Source organism: Curtobacterium flaccumfaciens, assembly GCF_004361695.1.
Lineage (GTDB): Bacteria > Actinomycetota > Actinomycetes > Actinomycetales > Microbacteriaceae > Curtobacterium > Curtobacterium flaccumfaciens_B.
The window spans coordinates 271,353-287,668 of the sequence record NZ_SNVW01000003.1 but is presented as its reverse complement, the minus strand read 5'-3'; the positions used below and the strand labels follow the sequence as shown (position 1 = coordinate 287,668).

Sequence of the window (16,316 nt, the reverse complement as noted above, 5' to 3'; positions counted from 1 at the left end):
ACCAGTAACCTCGCGTGGTCCGCCGCCAGCCGATGACGGGAACCACCCCATGGCACCGAAGCTCCGCATCAAGTCCATCGAGGCCTCACTGGCCGACTCCGAGGAGAAGGGGCGCTCGCTCAAGCGGTCGCTCCGCACCTTCGACATCGCCGCGATGGGCATCGCCGTCGCGGTCGGTGCCGGCATCTTCTCGGTCGGCGCGAACGCCGCCGCGAACTTCGCCGGGCCGGGCGTCATCATCTCGTTCCTGCTCGCCGCCGTCACCTGTGGCCTGGCGATCATGTGCTACGCCGAGTTCGCCTCGACGATCCCGGTCGCGGGTTCCGCGTACACCTTCACCTACGCGACGATGGGTGAGCTGCTCGCCTGGATCGTGGGCTGGGACCTCATCCTCGAGACCCTCACCGCCAGCGCGGTGATCGCGAAGTACTGGGGCATCTACCTCAGCACCGCGTTCGACGTCTTCGGCGTCACCCTCCCGAGCACGATCCAGCTCGGCCCGATCCCCTTCACCTGGGGCCCGGTCCTGATCGTGGGGATCTTCACGGTGCTGCTCGCCTTCGGCACCCGTCTGTCAAGCCGCGTCTCGGCGGTCATCACGATCATCAAGGTCGCGATCGTCGTCTTCGTGATCGTCGCCGGTGCGTTCTTCGTCAAGGCCGCGAACTTCACCCCGTTCATCCCGCCGGCCGAGCCCACGAAGGGCGCCGAGGGCAGCGTCTGGACCCAGTCGCTCGTCTCCTGGTTCACCGGTGCCGAGCCCGCCCAGTACGGCGTCTTCGGCCTGCTCGCCGCCGCGTCGCTGGTGTTCTTCGCGTTCATCGGCTTCGACGTCGTCGCCACGAGCGCGGAGGAGACCGAGAACCCGCAGAAGACCCTGCCGCGCGGCATCTTCATCGGCCTCGGCATCGTGACCCTGCTCTACGTCGGCGTCAGCATCGTCATCACCGGCATGGTCTCGTACCAGCGCCTGGCGGAGGAGAAGGCGCCGTCCCTGGCGTCCGCCTTCGACATCGTCGGCCTGCCGTGGGCCGCCGGCATCATCGCGATCGGCTCCCTCATCGGTCTGACCACGGTCGTCATGGTGCTCCTGCTCGGCCTGTCCCGCATCGTCTTCTCGATGAGCCGCGACGGGCTGCTGCCGCGCTGGTTCTCGCAGACGAACCCGAAGACCCAGACGCCCGTGCGCGTGCAGGTCGTCGCCGGTGTCGTCGTCGCGCTGCTCGCCGGCTTCACCGCGGTCGACAAGCTCGAGGGCATGATCAACATCGGGACGCTGTCGGCGTTCGTCCTGGTGTCGATCGGCATCGTCGTGCTGCGTCGCTCGCGGCCCGACGCCCCGCGCGCCTTCCGGGTGCCGTGGTCCCCGGTGCTGCCGATCGTGTCGGCCGTGCTGTGCTTCTGGCTGATGCTGAACCTCGAGGTCGAGACCTGGCTCCGGTTCGTCGTCTGGCTCGTCATCGGCTTCGCGATCTACTTCGGGTACAGCCGCCGGAACAGCCGGGTGGGCAAGGGCATGCAGTAGGGCGGGGCGGGGCAGGGCGGGTGCGGTGCGCTGTCCCGTCCGCCGCGCGGGGTGCGGTGCGCCGCGTCGCACAACGAAAGTCGGCTCGAACCACGTGATTGCGCGGTTCGAGCCGACTTTGCTTGTGCGGGCCGTGGGCCGTGGGCCGTGGGCCACTGCCGCGGGCCGCGCGCTACGGCCGCCGGCCCGCGACCCCGCGCCTATGCGCCCAGCACGAGCGCGGCGCCGAAGCCGAGCATCACGAGCGCGACGAGCCCGTCGAACACCCGCCACGTCAGCGGCTTCGCGAACAGCGGCCGGAGCAGCCGCCCGCCGAACCCGAGGCCCGCGAACCACAGGCAGCTCGCGGCCGTCGCGCCGATCGTCCAGAGCCAGCGGTCGTCGACGCCCTGCTGGTTCGCGACCGACCCCAGGAACACCAGGGTGTCCAGGTAGACGTGCGGGTTCGCCCAGGTGAAGACGAGCATGGTGGCCACCGCCGCGCGCATCGTCACGTCGCCCCGCCGGCCTGGAGGCACGGTTCGCGCCCGCCCCGCCGCCCCCGCCGAGACCGTGGTCGGCACCACGGCGCCGTCCCGCCCCGCCCCGGAGGTCACGCCCGCGGTCGGCACCACGTCGCCGTCGCGCCCCGCCACGGACATCGCGCCCGCGGGTGCGGGGGCGCGATGCCCACCAGCGGGTGCGACCACGGCGACCCCGTCGTCCGCCGCTTCCTCCTCCACCCGGATCGCGTCACCCGACGGCCGGAGCGCCCGACGCGCAGCCAGCACGCCGTAGGTCACGAGGAACGCCGCTCCCACGAACCGGACCACGACGAGCGCCACCGGGAACCGCTCGACCACGGCACCGACCCCGAGCACCCCGGCCACGATGAGCACGGCGTCCGACACCGCGCACACCACGACGGCCGCGGCGACGACCCGGAGTCGAGCGCTCACCGCGAGCCGGAGCAGGTACGTGTTCTGCACGCCGATGGCGACGATCAGGGCGAGTCCGGTGCCGAGGCCGGAGAGCAGGGGGAGGAGCGCGGTCACGGTCCGACGGTACGGCCGCGCAGCGGGTGCAGTACAGCTCACGTTCCTGATGCTGCGTAAGCTGCGCTGCATGGCACGGCTGCAGCGCGAACACCTCGAGACCCTCCTGGCCGCGGTCGACCACGGCACACTCGACGCGGCCGCCAGAGCACTGGCGATCACCCCGTCCGCCGTGTCGCAGCGGATCAAGTCGATGGAACAGCAGCTCGGCCGCGTCCTGCTGCAGCGCACGACGCCGGTGCGTCCGACGGCGGACGGCGAGGTCGTGCTGCGGCACGCACGGCAGGCGCAGCTGCTCGACGAGGAGACGTCACGGGCGCTCGGGGGCGGGGACTCGGTCGTGCCGTCGATCCCGCTCGCGGTGAACGCCGACTCGCTCGGCACGTGGTTCCTCGACGCGCTCGCGCTGGTCCGTGCGGACACCGAGGTGGTGTTCGACCTGCACCGTGAGGACCAGGACCGCACCGCCGAACTCCTGCGCGCCGGCACGGTGATGGCCGCGGTCACCGCCGAGGCCGACCCGGTGCAGGGGTGTTCGTCGGTGCCGCTCGGCATCGACCGGTACCGGGCGGTGGCGTCACCGGCGTTCGTCGACCGCTACTTGTCCGGCGTCGACACGGAGCGGCGCATGCTCGGACGGCTCGACCGGGTGCCGCTGGTGGACTACGACCGCGCCGACGACCTGCAGCAGGGCTACCTCCGCCGGGTGCTCGGGCATGCGCCGTCCGGCCCGAGGCACTTCGTCCCGACCTCGGCCGACTTCGCCCGTGCGGTCTCGCTCGGCTTCGGGTGGGGGATGCTGCCGGAGGCGCAGTGCCTCGAGGCGCTCGACCAGGGCGCCCTCGTCGAGCTCACGCCGGGCCGGCGGGCGGACGTCGCGCTGTGGTGGCAACGGTGGAACCTGGCGTCGCCGCTGCTCGAGCGGGTCACCGACGCCGTGCGGTCCGTCGCGGCGGAACGGCTCCACCCGGCGCGCTGAACACCAGCCCCGACGCGCCGCGCGCGCGCCCGGCGTCAGGCCGTTGCCCGGTACCGCAACCCGTCGACGAGCAGCCCGACCATGAGCTGGCTCTGCTCGGCCGACGGCGCCCCGTGGCACAGGTCGGCGACGGCGCGCAGGAGCTGCGGGGCGTCGACGTCGGGCCGGATCGTCCCGGCTGCCGCAGCGGCGGCGAGCAGCCCTCCGAGCGCGTCGCCGAGCCGGCCGATGAAGTAGTCCGGCAGCGCTTCGAACGCCGGATCCCCGGAGTGCAGCGCGGCGGCCAGTCCGCGCTTGGTCGCGACGAACTCGGTGAACCGCTGCAGCCATCGCGCGAGTGCCTCGTCGGGGGCGTGGGCGGCCGCGAGGTCGTCGGCGGCGTCGGCGCAGGCCTCGACCGCGTTCCGGAACACCGCGACGATCAGGTCGGACCGCTGCGGGAAGTGCCGGTAGAGCGTGCCGACGCCGACCCCGGCGCGGTCGGCGATGACCTTCGCGGGGGCGTCGACGCCGTCGGTGGCGAAGACGGCCTTCGCGGCGTCGGTCAGGGCGTCGAGGTTGCGGCGGGCGTCGGCGCGCACGGGGCCTCCAGGGTCGGGACGGCGGGAGTGCACATCCGGGGTTGCGGAAACGGAAAGTCGTTCCGTATAGTTCCGGAAGAGCGTTCCACTTCGGACCACGATACGACACCGCGGGCCAGGACGCCATCGACAGGAGGCACTCCCATGCACTACCGCACCCTCGGCCGGACCGGCATCCAGGTCAGCCCGTTCGCGCTCGGCACCATGATGCTCGGCACCGACGGCAGCATCGGCAACGGCGACGAGCAGGACTCGATCCGGATCGTCCACCGCGCTCTCGACGCCGGCATCAACCTCATCGACACCGCCGACCGCTACTCGCAGGGCGGCTCCGAGACCCTGCTCGGCAAGGCGCTCAAGGGTCGCCGGGACGACGTCGTCCTCGCTACCAAGTTCAACGGCCCGATGGGCGACGACCCGAACCGCCGCGGCAACTCCCGCCGCTGGATCACGACCGCCGTCGAGGACTCCCTCCGCCGGCTGCAGACCGACCACATCGACCTGTACCAGGCGCACCGCCCGGACGACACCGTCGACCTCGAGGAGACCCTGTCGGCCCTCACCGACCTGGTCCGCAGCGGCAAGGTGCGGGCGATCGGCAGCTCGGACTTCCCCGCGTCGATGCAGGTCGAGGCGCAGTGGACCTCCGAGCGCCGGGGCCTCGAACGCTTCCGGACGGAGCAGCCCACGTACTCGATCCTCAACCGGGGCATCGAGCGCGAGGTCCTCCCGGTCGTCGAGCGGTACGGCATGGGCGCCCTGGTCTGGAGTCCCCTCGCCGGCGGCCTGCTCACCGGCCGCTTCCGGAAGGGGCAGGACAGCGACCTCGCCCGCGTCGGCATGTTCCGGCACAACCAGGACGAGCGCCGGATCGACGCGGTGGAGCAGGTCGTCGCCCTGTCGGAGGAGACCGGCATCCGGATGACCCACCTCGCCATGGCGTTCGCGATCGCCCACCCCGGGGTCACGAGCGCCCTCATCGGCCCGCGGTCGATCGAGCAGCTCGACGACCTGCTCGAGGGCGTCGACGTCGCCCTGACCGACGAGGTCCTCGACCGGATCGACCAGATCGTGCCGCCGGGCTCCGACGTGGGTCGGCTCGACCAGCAGTACAACCCGCCGGCCGTCCTCGACGCCACCCTCCGGCGCCGCCCGGAAGCCATGCGCGCGGCCGCCTGACACCGACGGCCGACCGGATCACGTCTGGCAGCGCGGGCACCAGTACGTGTCCCGCAGCGTGAGCTCCGACTCGCCGAGTTCGCCGTACCGGATCGGCGTGCCGCACCGCAGGCACGGCTTGCCCGCTCGGCCGTAGACCCAGAACCGTCGCCCCGGCCGGTCGACACCGGTCGTCACGCGGGCGCTGCGGTCCCGGTTGGCCAGGATGAGCTTGCTCGCCAGGGCGATGGTGCGTGCGGGGTCGCGGACCTCGCTCACCGGACGGGTCGGCAGCACACCCCGCAGGAAGCACAGTTCGTTGCGGTACACGTTGCCGAGGCCGGCGAGCACCCGCTGGTCGAGCAGGGCCAGTCCGATCGGCCGGGTCGGGTCGCGGGTGAGGTTGTCGAGCGCGACGTCGGCGTCCCAGTCGGGGCCGAGCAGGTCCGGACCGAGGTACCCGACGACGTCGTCCTCGTGGTCGCGCGGGACGACCTCGAGGACCCCGAGCGCGAACCCCACCGTCGACACGTCGTCGGCGTCGAGGACCACCCGCGCCTGGTGCGCCGGACGCCGCCACCGCTCTCCGGGGCGGTAGACGTCCCACCGGCCCTCCATCTTGAGGTGGGAGTGCACGGTGAGGTCGCCGATGTGGTGCAGCAGGTGCTTGCCTCGCGGGACGACCTCGTCGACGGTCCGCCCGACGAGGTCGAGGGTCGCGAACGCCGGCACCCGGAAGTCGCTCCTTGTGAGCACCTTCCCCGCCAGCGCGGTGTGCAGCCGACGGGAGGCCCGGTAGACGGTGTCGCCCTCAGGCACGGGTCACCTCCCGCGCGTGGTCACGATCGGGCCTGGAGGCGCGGTTCGCCTCACACACGCAGCCGCCGTCCCTGCGGGGTCCATGGGCAGAGTCCTGCCTCGCACTGTTCACCTCACACACGCAGCCGCAGTCCTTGCGGAGTCCATGGGCAGAGTCCTGCCTCGCGCGGTTCGCCTCACACACGCAGCCGCAGTCCTTGCGGAGTCCATGGGCAGAGTCCTGCCTCGCGCGGTTCGCCTCACACACGCAGCCGCAGTCCTTGCGGAGTGGCGGTGAACCCCGCCTCGCGCAGCGCCCCGCCGAGCAGCGACTCGAGCACGAACGCCCCGTCCACCCGCTCGACCGCGAGCTTGCGCAGCCCGGTCCGCACGATCCCGGCGATCGAGGCCGCCGCTGCCGACAGGTCGGCCGGGTCGTCGGTGAAGGTGAGCACCGACTTGCCACCGCGCTCGACGTAGACGGCGAGCTTCCCGTCGACCGTGGTCACGAGCGCGCCGGCCTTCCGCCCGGGACGGTGGCCGCGGCCGGTGGTCTTCGCCGTGCCCTCCGACGCGTCGGTGTCGTCCTCGACGACGTCCCCGGTCGGCCACGGCAGCGACGCCCCGTAGGGGTTCGCGGGGTCGGTGGCGGCGAGGGTCAGTGCCTCGCGCTTCCGGTCGGGGTCGGCCCGTTCGTCGTCGTCGAGGTCCCGCGCGTACGTCCGCAGCCGGTCGATGGTCGGCCCGGTCGCGAACTGCGCCGCGCCGAGCCCCTCGATGAAGTACCCGCGGCGTGCCCGACCGGACTCCTCGAACCGCGAGAGCACCCGGTACACCCCGGCGAACCCGCCGCGGACGCCTTCGACCTGCACGGCGCCGCGGGTGACCACGCCGTACCGCTCGAGGAGCTGTTCCGCGGTGGCGGCGGCCCGGACGGTGGAGTCGGACTCGGCCAGGGGCAGCAGGGACCAGCGGCCGCCGACGGACGGCGGACCGGCCTGCGCCGGCATCGTCGGGCGCCGACGCCCGCGGTAGGCCCGGGCCCGTGGTGCGCTGGTGCTCTTCGCCTTGCCACCGAGCATCGCCCGCAGCGGCGCGAACGTGTCGTTCGTGATCTGTCCGGCCCAGACGAGGTCCCAGAGCGCGGTGGTCAGCGCCTGGTCGTCGGTGCTGCCCACGGCCTGTCCGAGCTGCCGGAAGAAGTACGCGCCGCCGCCGGCCAGGGCGGTGAGCACGTCGCGCTGGAGTTCGGTGGTGTCGTCGCCCGCGGGTTCGGCCAGCGTGGTCGCGGCGGTGTCGGCGAGGTGCAGGCGGACCCAGCCGTCGCTGCCGGGCAGCGTGCCGCCCCCGGACCAGAGGACCTCGCCCGTCGCGGTCAGCTCGTCGAGCATGCTCGGGGCGTAGTCGGTCACCCGTGCGGGCAGCACGAGGGTCTCCCACGCGCTGGCGGGCAGGGCGACGCCGGCGAGCTGGTCGATCACCTGCAGCACGCCGTCGACGCCGCGGAGTCCGCCGCGCGTGCCCGGGGTCTGCACGTGCTGCCACGCGGGCAGGAAGCGGGCGAGGGTGTCCGGCGAGACCGGCTCGACCTCGTGCCGGAGCGCCGCGAGCGACTTCGTCCGGATCCGGCGGAGGACCTCGGCGTCGCACCACTCGGCACCCTGGCGATCGGGGCGGAACTCGCCCTCGACCACGCGCCGGTCGGCCACCAGCCGGCGCAGGGTGTCCTGCACGACGGCGATGCCGAGCCCCAGTCGCACGGCGGCGTCCTGCGCGGAGAACGGCCCGTGCGACCGGGCGTACCGGCCGATGAGGTCGCCGAGCGGATCGGCGACCGGCTCGATGAACGCGGTCGGCACACCGATCGGCAGCGGCACCCCGAGCGCGTCGCGCAGGCGCGCGGCGTCCTCGATGACGGCCCACCGGGTGGCGCCGGCGTGCGAGAACGAGAGCACGCGGCGATCCCGTTCGAGCGCGGTGAGGAGGCTCTGGACCGTCCCGAGGGCCTCGGCGCGGTCGGTGGAATCGGCGAGCCAGCTCCGGTCGACGACCTCGTCGAGGTCGAGTGCGCCGACGAGCCGCAGCACGTCGACGATGCCCTCGGCGTCCCGCGCGCGACGGTCCGGCGACAGCCGCTGCAGGTCGCGTTCGACCCCGGCGATGACGGCCGGGTCGAGCAGTTCGCGGAGTTCGGCACGGCCGAGCAGCTCGCCGAGCAGCGTCGAGTCGAGGGAGAGCGCCGCCGCTCGTCGTTCGGCGAGCGGGGTGTCGCCCTCGTACATGAACGCCGCGACGTACCCGAACAGCAGCGACCGGGCGAACGGCGACGGCTGCTCGGTCTCGGTCTCGACGAGCCGGATGCGGCGACCGGCGATGTCGTCCGCGATCCCGAGCAGCGACGGGACGTCGTACACGTCCTGCAGGACCTCGCGCACGGTCTCGAGCACGATCGGGAACGACGGGTACTTCTGTGCGACCTCGAGCAGCTGCGAGGCCCGCTGGCGCTGCTGCCAGAGCGGGGAACGCTGCCCGGGGTTCCGGCGCGGCAGCAGGAGCGCCCGCGCCGCGCACTCGCGGAACCGGGCCGCGAACAGGGCGGAGGCGCCGACCTCGTCCGTGACGAGCGCTTCGAGGTCGTCGCGCTCGAAGACGAACAGGTCGGCGCCGGGCGGTTCGGCGTCGGTCTCCGGGATCCGCACGACGATGCCGTCGTCCGCCGCCATCGCGCCGCCGTCGATGCCGTGGCGTTCCCGCAGTCGCGCGGCCACGGCGAGGGCCCACGGCGCGTGCACCTGCATGCCGTACGGGGAGTGCAGGATGAGCCGCCAGTCGCCGAGCTCGTCGCGGAAGCGCTCGATGACGAGCGTGGTGTCGTTCGGCACGTGCCCGGTCGCAGCACGCTGGTCGCGCAGGAACGTGAGCAGGTTCGTGACGGCGCGCTCGTCGAGGCCGCCGGCCGAGACCCGGGCGCGGGCGTCCTCGTCGGAGGCGCCCTCGACCTCGCGCACGAAGGCCCCGGTGGCCCGGCCGAGCTCGGCGGGCCGGCCGATGCCGTCGCCCTTCCAGAACGGCACCCGCCCCGGTTGGCCGAAGGCCGGGCTGACGATGACCCGGTCGTGCGTGATCTCCTCGATCCGCCAGCTCGTGGCACCGAGGGCGAAGACGTCCCCGACGCGGGACTCGTAGACCATCTCCTCGTCGAGCTCGCCGACGCGGCTGGCCTTCTCGCCGACCATGAAGACGCCGAACATGCCGCGGTCCGGGATGGTCCCGCCGCTGGTCACGGCGAGGCGTTGCGCCCCCGGACGGCCGGTCAGGGTGCCGTGCACGCGGTCCCAGACCAGGCGCGGCCGCAGCTCGGCGAACTCGTCGCTCGGGTAGCGCCCGGTGACCAGGTCGAGGGTCGCCTCGAACGCGGAGCGCGGCAGGCTGCTGAACGGGGCGCTCCGCCGCACGAGCTCGAACCAGTGCTCGACGTCGACGGTGTCGATCGCGCCGGCGGCGACGGTGTGCTGCGCCAGCACGTCGAGCGGGTTCGAGGGCACCGAGATCGCCTCGATCTGGCCGGAGACCATCCGTTCGACGGTGACGGCGCTGTTCACCAGGTCGGCGCGGTGCTTCGGGAACAGGACGCCGCGTGAGATCTCACCCACCTGGTGCCCGGCGCGACCGACGCGCTGCAGGCCGCTCGCGACCGACGGCGGCGCTTCGACCTGCACGACGAGGTCGACCTCGCCCATGTCGATGCCGAGCTCGAGCGAACTCGTGGCGACGACGCAGCGGAGGCGGCCGGACTTCAGGTCGTCCTCGATGATGGCGCGCTGGTCCTTCGACACGGAGCCGTGGTGCGCGCGGGCGAGCACCGGTACCGAGGCGTCGGATCCGCCGCCACCGGTCTGTCCGGACGCACCGATCACCTGCGCCGGCGGCCGTGCGTGTGCAGCGAGCCTGGCCGGGGACTGGGCACGGGGACCGGCGGCCGGGAGCCCGTCGTCTGCCGGGGACGCCCCGGCCGGGACGAGCGCCCCGTCGCCGGCGGCGGCGAGCACGCGTTCCTCGTGGATCTCGTTGAGTCGTGCAGTGAGCCGTTCGGCCAGCCGCCGTGAGTTCGCGAACACGATCGTCGACCGGTGCTCTTCGATGAGGTCAACGACGCGTTCTTCGACGTGCGGCCAGATCGACCCGTTCGACGGCGCGTCGGAGGCATCGGCGCCGACCGGGGGCGCACCGAGCTCGGCCATGTCGTCGACCGGCACGACGACGCGGAGGTCGAAGGTCTTCTGCGCGGGCGGCGCGATGATCGTGACGGGTGCCCGGCCGCCGAGGAACCGTGCGACCTCTTCCGGTGGTCGCACGGTGGCGGACAGACCGATGCGCTGGACCGGCTTGTCGAGCAGGTCGTCGAGGCGTTCGAGCGACACCGCGAGGTGCGCACCGCGCTTCGTCGACGCGACCGCGTGGACCTCGTCGACGATGACGGTGTCGACGTTGACGAGGGTCTCGCGTGCCTGCGACGTGAGCATGAGGTACAGCGACTCGGGCGTCGTGATGAGGATGTCCGGCGGCTGACGGAGCAGCCGCTGCCGGTCGGACGACGGGGTGTCACCGCTCCGGACCCCGACCGTGACGTCCGGGGGTTCGAGCCCGAGCCGCCGGGCAGTCTGCGTGATGCCGACGAGCGGACTGCGGAGGTTCCGCTCGACGTCGACGCCGAGGGCCTTCAACGGCGAGACGTAGAGCACCCGGGTCCGCTGCTTGGCGGGCGGCCGGTCGGACGCGCTGATGAGCCGGTCGATGGACCACAGGAACGAGGCCAGCGTCTTGCCCGACCCCGTCGGGGCGATGACGAGCGCGTGCTGCCCGGTCGAGATCGCGTCCCACGCCCCGGCCTGCGCCGCCGTCGGTGCGTCGAAGGCACCGCGGAACCACTCCGCGGTCGCGGGGGAGAAGCGCTCGAACACGTCCGTCATGGTCCGTCCCATCCTGCCCGTCACCACCGACAGCGAGCCGAACCAGGATCGCCCCTTGACAGAGCGATAGTTACCGATCTATCGTTAACCCATCGCGACAGTGCCGGAACAGTCCGGAACACATCGCGAGCCAACTTCGAACAGCCAGCTGAAAGGAGTCATCATGCGCCCCATCGATGACCACGACCACACCCACCACGACCACGGCCGACGCGACCAGCGCGGCTTCGGACCCCGCGGGCCCCGCTTCGGCGGCGCGCGGCAGCACCACGGCGCCGGCTTCCCCGGTCGCGACCGTGGCGACCACGACCACGGACGCGGCTTCGGCGGCCCGGGCTTCGGTCGGGGCTTCGGCCCCGGCGCGGGCTTCGGCCCCGGGTTCGGCGGCCCCGGCTTCGGCCGCGAACGCCGCCGCCGTGGCGACGTCCGCCTCGCGATCCTCGGCCTGCTGGCCGAGGGCCCGCAGAACGGCTATGCGATCATCAAGACGATCGCCGAACGCACCGGCGGCGCCTGGAAGCCGAGCCCCGGCTCGGTCTACCCGACGCTCCAGCAGCTCGTGGACGAAGACCTCGTCGTCTCCACGGGCGACGGCCGGAAGACGCTCTTCGAGCTCACCGACGCCGGCAGGACAGAGGCCGAGGCGAAGGCCGACGAGATCGCCGCGGCGTGGGACTCCACGCCGGGCCTCCCGGACTCGCAGCGCGAGTTCTTCGAGGCACTCCGGAAGACCATGGGCGTCCTGCACATGTACCGGACGAGCGCGACGGAGGAGCAGACCAAGGCCGCCACGGCCAAGGTCGACCAGCTCCGCAAGGACCTGCTGCAGATCCTCGCCGACTAGACGCGACCACACGACGGACGGGAGGCACGGTGCCAGCTGGCACCGTGCCTCCCGTTCCGTCGTCTGGTGGGCCCCAGGGCCGTCAGTCGCCGATGAAGGCGGCCACGTCCGCCAGCTCCGCTGCCGACACCGCGTGCGGCAGCCCCGCGTACTCGCGGTCGGTCACGTCCGTGTGCGCAGCTGCCCAGACCTGCGTCCGGGCCGTGGCCTCGGCGGGGATCACCGGGTCGAGGTCGCCGTGCCCGAGGAAGACCCGCGGCCGGACCGCGGCGACGGCCTCGTCACGGGCGTCGGTCACCCCGGGCACCACGAAGCCGGAGAGCGACACCGCGAACGCGAACCCCGCCGGGCGAGCACGGAGCAGCTGCAGTGCCATCGAGCCGCCCTGCGAGAACCCGAGCAGGCCGATCCGCGGGTGGTCGGCGGCGACGGAGTCGATCCAGGCGAGCACGTCCGCGACCGCAGCGTCGACCGGTTCGAGCGCGGGGGAGCCCGGCGTGCCGAGCGGGTACCAGCTGTGGCCCTGCCCCCACGGCAGCGGTGCCCGGAGCGACGCCATCGTCCACGCCGCGGGCAACGCGGGGGCGAGACCGAGCAGGTCGCGCTCGTTCGACCCCACCCCGTGCATGGCCACGAGCAGCGGGGAACCCGCACGCTCCGAGGACGGTCGGGTCCACTGCACGAGCTCCGCATCGATCACGTGGACCACGCTAACCGTCCTCGACACCCGCGCCGTGCGCCGAACTCGCCGGACTCCCTGGTAGACACGGTGCATGTCCTCGCTGCGCACCCCCGACCCCGACTCCGGCTGGCTGTCCGACGAGGAGCTCGCCAACGTCCGCCGTCGCCTGCCGATCTGCTACGTCGAGGCGGTCCCCGTCCGCACCGACGGCCTCGGCGTCGTGACCGAGGTGGGCGTGCTGCTGCGTGTCTCCCCGAGCGGCTCGATCGCCCGGACGCTCGTCTCCGGCCGGGTGATGTTCGGCGAGTCGATCCGCACCGCGCTGTTCCGGCACCTCGAGAAGGACCTCGGTCCGATGGCGTTCCCGCAGCTGCCCTCGAGCTCGACGCCGTTCACCGTGGCCGAGTACTTCCCGCTGCCCGGTGCCTCGGTGTACACCGACGAGCGGCAGCACGCGATCTCCCTGGCGTACGTCGTCCCCGTCACCGGCACCTGCGAGCCCCGGCAGGACGCCCTCGAGCTCACCTGGATGAGCCCCGCCGAAGCCGCGTCCGACGCCGTCGCCGACGAGATGGAGGGCGGCCGTGGAGCACTCCTGCGCGCCGGACTCGCGTCGGTCGGCGCCCTGATGTAGCCGCCCGGCCACACCCCGAACACGACGAAGGCCCCGGATCCGAGTGGATCCGGGGCCTTCGCAGCTCGGTACGAGACCGGCTTACTTGTCGTTGTTCTTGAGGCTGTCGGCGACGCCGTGGACGGCGTCCTTCGCATCCGTGCCCGCCTGCTTGGTGTCGGCCTTGACCTGATCGGTCTTGCCCTCGGCCTTGAGACGGTCGTTGTCGGTCACGTTGCCGACGGCTTCCTTGGCCTTGCCTGCTGCCTTGGCAGCGGCGTTCTTGACGTCTTCGATCCCAGCCATAGGCACTCCTCTCAACGACGGACGATTCCCCATCGGCCGCTTGCGCGGCCTCCGGTGTCACAGACCGTACGCTTCGCGGTCGTCGCCTTCGCAGGCAGCGTCAAGGTTGTGGCCGAGACCGACGGATCAGCGGGCGGAACCGGCCGGACGGGAGGCGCGGCGCGAGCCACCACGACGGGCACCGCCCGACTCGGAGCCGGCACCACGGCCGGCGGCGTAGCCGCCCTCCGAGGACCAGACCGGAGCGGAACCACCGCGTACGGTGTCGCTCGAGGCGCGACGGCTGCCGCCCCCACGACGCTGCCCACCGGCGGAGCCGGCCGATGCGCCGACGCCGGCCTCGGCGGCACGGCCGCCGCGACGCCCTGCACCGGAGGACCCGGTGGCCGCACCGGTGCGCGCGGGCTGCGCCGCGCCTCCTGTCCGACCGCCGCGACCACGACGACGACCGCCACCGGCCGCGTCGGACTCGCCCGTGCGCTGCTTGGGCTGTCGCTGCTGCTGTGCCGGCTGCTCGACCGCGACGTGACGGACCGGGGCGACCTCGCCGACGAGCGAGGTGACGGCGGGCGACGACGCGGTGACCTGCTGCGGGGTGACCTTGATCGCTGCGGCACGCATCATCTGCGCGACGTCGCGACGCTCGGCCGGCGTCGTCACGGTGACGACGTCGCCGGACGAACCCGCACGCGCGGTGCGACCCGAGCGGTGCAGGTACGCCTTGTGCTCGGTGGGCGGGTCGACGTGCACGACGAGCTCGACGTGGTCGACGTGCACGCCACGGGCGGCGACGTCGGTGGCGACGAGCACGAGGGCCTCGCCGGAGGAGAACTTCGCGAGGTTGCGCTCTCGCGCACCCTGCGACAGGTTGCCCTGCAGGTCGACGGCCGGGATGCCCTGGCTCGACAGCTGCTTCGCGAGGCGCTTGGCGTGGTGCTTGGTGCGCATGAAGAGGATGCGACGACCGGTGCCCGAGGCGAGCGTCCGGACGAGGTCCTTCTTCGCGTCGGCGTCGGCGACCTCGAACAGGTGGTGGGTCATGGCCTCGACGGGGCTGTGCTCGTCGTCGACCGAGTGCATCACCGGGTTGTGCAGGAACTTCTTGACGAGCTTGTCCACGCCGTTGTCGAGCGTGGCGGAGAACAGCATGCGCTGCCCCTGCTCGGGCGTCGCCTGCATGATCTTCGTCACGCCGGGCAGGAAGCCCATGTCGGCCATGTGGTCGGCCTCGTCGAGGACGGTGACCTCGATGGCGTCGAGCCGGACGTGGCCCTGCTGCATGAGGTCGGCGAGGCGGCCCGGGCACGCGACGACCACGTCGACGCCACCGCGGAGCGCGTCGACCTGGCGGCCCTGCGAGACACCGCCGAAGATCGTCGTCGTGGTGAGGCCCATCGCCTTGGCGAGGGGTGCGAGCGTCGCGTCGATCTGCGTCGCGAGCTCACGGGTCGGGGCGAGCACCAGCGCACGGGGGCGGCCGGCGCGACGCTGACGGGGGTTGGCGGCCAGGCGAGCGGCGAGCGGGATCGCGAAGGCGATCGTCTTGCCGGAGCCGGTGCGGCCGCGACCGAGCACGTCCTTGCCCTGGAGGGAGTCGGGGAGCGTGTCGGCCTGGATCGGGAAGGCGTTCTCCTTGCCCTGGGCGAGGAGGACGTCGACCATCGGCGTGGGGACGCCGAGGTCGGAGAAACGGATGTCTTCGTTGGTCATGGTGACCTTTCGAGCCGGAGTGGTCCGGCTGTGGGCGCGCTCTGAGGCAGCGCGCGGGCGGGATGCGCGCCAACGGATGTGGCTGGCGCAGTCGCCGCAGCAGAGAAGCCTGGGCACCTTCGGGAGGTGCTCGATCATCGACCGTGCAGGCAAGCTGACGTGGTCGGGAGTTCGGGGCGTCCGTACGACGCACGAGGCGATCGGCGCCTCGAGTACGTCCATCATAGCGTGCGAGGATTCCGAAGTGCGAGACCGGACCCTGCTGCTCACCGTCGCGACCGTCGCCGTGGCGGTGATCGGACTGAGCGGCTGTGCCGCCGCGGCCCCGTCGTCGTCCTCTCCTGCTTCGTCGTCCTCGACGTCGGACGCCGCGTACGCGAACCTGCCGACGTCGGGGATCCCCGACTACCAACTCGGCGGTGGCTACACCCCGCCGGGCGGCGTCACGATCGTCGAGCGGGACAGCACCGACCGTCCGGCCCCGGGCAAGTACGGCATCTGCTACGTCAACGGCTTCCAGACGCAGCCCGAGGACGCCGACGCCTGGCTCGACGACCACTCGTCCGCGGTGCTCCGCGACGACGACGGCGATCCCGTGTCCGACCCGGGGTGGCCCGACGAGATGCTCCTCGACACCCGCACCCCGGCGAAGCGCGCGGAGATCGTCAAGGTGCTGACGACGTCGATCGCCCGGTGCGCCGACCGGGGCTTCGACGCGGTGGAGTTCGACAACCTCGACTCGTGGACCCGTTCGGACGGCGTGCTGACGCGGTCCGGGAACCTCGCGCTCGCCGCGGCGCTCGTCCGGGTCGGGCACGAGCACGGGCTCGCGGTCGGGCAGAAGAACACCCCGCAGCTCGGGGCCTCCGGCCGGAAGACCACGGGGTTCGACTTCGTCGTCGCCGAGGAGTGCGTGCACTACCAGGAGTGCTCGGCGTACACGAATGCCTACGGGAAGCACGTCATCGACGTCGAGTACTCGGACGAGACCGACCGCTCGTGGGCCTCGGTCTGCGCGGACGACGACCGGCCCGCGATGACGATCCTGCGCGACCGCGACCTGGTCACGCCGTCGGACGACGACTACGTGTTCGAGCACTGCTGAGCGCGGTGCGC

General features: G+C 72.5%; 13 protein-coding genes. 6 read left to right on the top strand and 7 right to left on the bottom strand.

What is annotated here, in order from left to right; all coding sequences use genetic code 11:
- The first annotated feature begins 49 nt into the window (after nucleotides 1-49).
- Nucleotides 50-1,525, top strand: a complete 1,476-nt coding sequence (locus tag EDF64_RS06195; RefSeq protein WP_133519158.1) for an APC family permease — start codon at nucleotides 50-52, stop codon at nucleotides 1,523-1,525.
- Between the two features lie 200 nt (nucleotides 1,526-1,725).
- Here the strand turns inward: EDF64_RS06195 and EDF64_RS06190 are convergent, their stop codons facing one another.
- The gene (locus tag EDF64_RS06190; RefSeq protein WP_208108845.1) at nucleotides 1,726-2,559 is read right to left on the bottom strand and encodes a LysE/ArgO family amino acid transporter; all 834 of its coding nucleotides are present in this window, start codon (nucleotides 2,557-2,559) and stop codon (nucleotides 1,726-1,728) included.
- Nucleotides 2,560-2,629: 70 nt separating this feature from the next.
- On the opposite strand from EDF64_RS06190, the gene EDF64_RS06185 reads away from it, so the two are divergent.
- Nucleotides 2,630-3,538 carry a LysR family transcriptional regulator ArgP gene (locus EDF64_RS06185; protein WP_133519156.1) on the top strand — a complete coding sequence of 303 codons (909 nt, stop codon included), beginning with the start codon at nucleotides 2,630-2,632 and terminating at the stop codon, nucleotides 3,536-3,538.
- A gap of 35 nt (nucleotides 3,539-3,573) precedes the next feature.
- Here EDF64_RS06185 and EDF64_RS06180 read toward each other — a convergent pair whose 3' ends face one another.
- Nucleotides 3,574-4,119, bottom strand: coding sequence for a TetR/AcrR family transcriptional regulator (locus EDF64_RS06180; protein ID WP_133519155.1), 546 nt, complete (start codon nucleotides 4,117-4,119; stop codon nucleotides 3,574-3,576).
- 144 nt (nucleotides 4,120-4,263) lie between these two features.
- Between EDF64_RS06180 and EDF64_RS06175 the strand changes: the two genes are divergently transcribed.
- Nucleotides 4,264-5,298 (top strand): aldo/keto reductase, encoded by a 1,035-nt coding sequence (locus tag EDF64_RS06175; RefSeq protein ID WP_133519154.1) that lies wholly within the window; start codon nucleotides 4,264-4,266, stop codon nucleotides 5,296-5,298.
- Between the two features lie 18 nt (nucleotides 5,299-5,316).
- Here EDF64_RS06175 and EDF64_RS06170 read toward each other — a convergent pair whose 3' ends face one another.
- Both EDF64_RS06170 and EDF64_RS06165 read right to left on the bottom strand, forming a co-directional pair.
- Complete coding sequence (locus EDF64_RS06170; RefSeq protein WP_133519153.1) at nucleotides 5,317-6,096, bottom strand: Fpg/Nei family DNA glycosylase; 780 nt, start codon at nucleotides 6,094-6,096, stop codon at nucleotides 5,317-5,319.
- Between the two features lie 239 nt (nucleotides 6,097-6,335).
- A complete protein-coding gene (locus tag EDF64_RS06165; protein ID WP_133519152.1) occupies nucleotides 6,336-11,045 on the bottom strand; it encodes an ATP-dependent helicase in 4,710 nt (1,569 codons plus the stop codon).
- 163 nt (nucleotides 11,046-11,208) lie between these two features.
- Between EDF64_RS06165 and EDF64_RS06160 the strand changes: the two genes are divergently transcribed.
- Nucleotides 11,209-11,889, top strand: a complete 681-nt coding sequence (locus tag EDF64_RS06160; protein WP_133519151.1) for a PadR family transcriptional regulator — start codon at nucleotides 11,209-11,211, stop codon at nucleotides 11,887-11,889.
- Between the two features lie 82 nt (nucleotides 11,890-11,971).
- Here EDF64_RS06160 and EDF64_RS06155 read toward each other — a convergent pair whose 3' ends face one another.
- Entirely contained in the window at nucleotides 11,972-12,589 is a 618-nt protein-coding gene (locus EDF64_RS06155; RefSeq protein ID WP_166645622.1) for an alpha/beta hydrolase, read from the bottom strand.
- Nucleotides 12,590-12,662: 73 nt separating this feature from the next.
- On the opposite strand from EDF64_RS06155, the gene EDF64_RS06150 reads away from it, so the two are divergent.
- Nucleotides 12,663-13,205, top strand: a complete 543-nt coding sequence (locus tag EDF64_RS06150; RefSeq protein ID WP_133519149.1) for an NUDIX hydrolase family protein — start codon at nucleotides 12,663-12,665, stop codon at nucleotides 13,203-13,205.
- 81 nt (nucleotides 13,206-13,286) lie between these two features.
- Here the strand turns inward: EDF64_RS06150 and EDF64_RS06145 are convergent, their stop codons facing one another.
- Entirely contained in the window at nucleotides 13,287-13,490 is a 204-nt protein-coding gene (locus EDF64_RS06145; protein ID WP_133519148.1) for a CsbD family protein, read from the bottom strand.
- A 126-nt stretch (nucleotides 13,491-13,616) separates the two neighbouring features.
- Entirely contained in the window at nucleotides 13,617-15,200 is a 1,584-nt protein-coding gene (locus EDF64_RS06140; RefSeq protein ID WP_133519147.1) for a DEAD/DEAH box helicase, read from the bottom strand.
- A 244-nt stretch (nucleotides 15,201-15,444) separates the two neighbouring features.
- Here EDF64_RS06140 and EDF64_RS06135 point away from each other — a divergent pair, with 244 nt between their 5' ends.
- Nucleotides 15,445-16,305 (top strand): endo alpha-1,4 polygalactosaminidase, encoded by an 861-nt coding sequence (locus EDF64_RS06135; protein WP_133519146.1) that lies wholly within the window; start codon nucleotides 15,445-15,447, stop codon nucleotides 16,303-16,305.
- The last annotated feature ends 11 nt before the right edge of the window (nucleotides 16,306-16,316 follow it).

Coding starts and splice junctions, on each gene's coding strand:
- EDF64_RS06185 (WP_133519156.1), top strand. CDS start 2,630: ATGGCACGGCTGCAGCGCGAACACCTCGAGACCCTCCTGGCCGCGGTC.
- EDF64_RS06165 (WP_133519152.1), bottom strand. CDS start 11,045: ATGACGGACGTGTTCGAGCGCTTCTCCCCCGCGACCGCGGAGTGGTTC.
- EDF64_RS06150 (WP_133519149.1), top strand. CDS start 12,663: ATGTCCTCGCTGCGCACCCCCGACCCCGACTCCGGCTGGCTGTCCGAC.
- EDF64_RS06140 (WP_133519147.1), bottom strand. CDS start 15,200: ATGACCAACGAAGACATCCGTTTCTCCGACCTCGGCGTCCCCACGCCG.
- EDF64_RS06195 (WP_133519158.1), top strand. CDS start 50: ATGGCACCGAAGCTCCGCATCAAGTCCATCGAGGCCTCACTGGCCGAC.
- EDF64_RS06175 (WP_133519154.1), top strand. CDS start 4,264: ATGCACTACCGCACCCTCGGCCGGACCGGCATCCAGGTCAGCCCGTTC.
- EDF64_RS06145 (WP_133519148.1), bottom strand. CDS start 13,490: ATGGCTGGGATCGAAGACGTCAAGAACGCCGCTGCCAAGGCAGCAGGC.
- EDF64_RS06160 (WP_133519151.1), top strand. CDS start 11,209: ATGCGCCCCATCGATGACCACGACCACACCCACCACGACCACGGCCGA.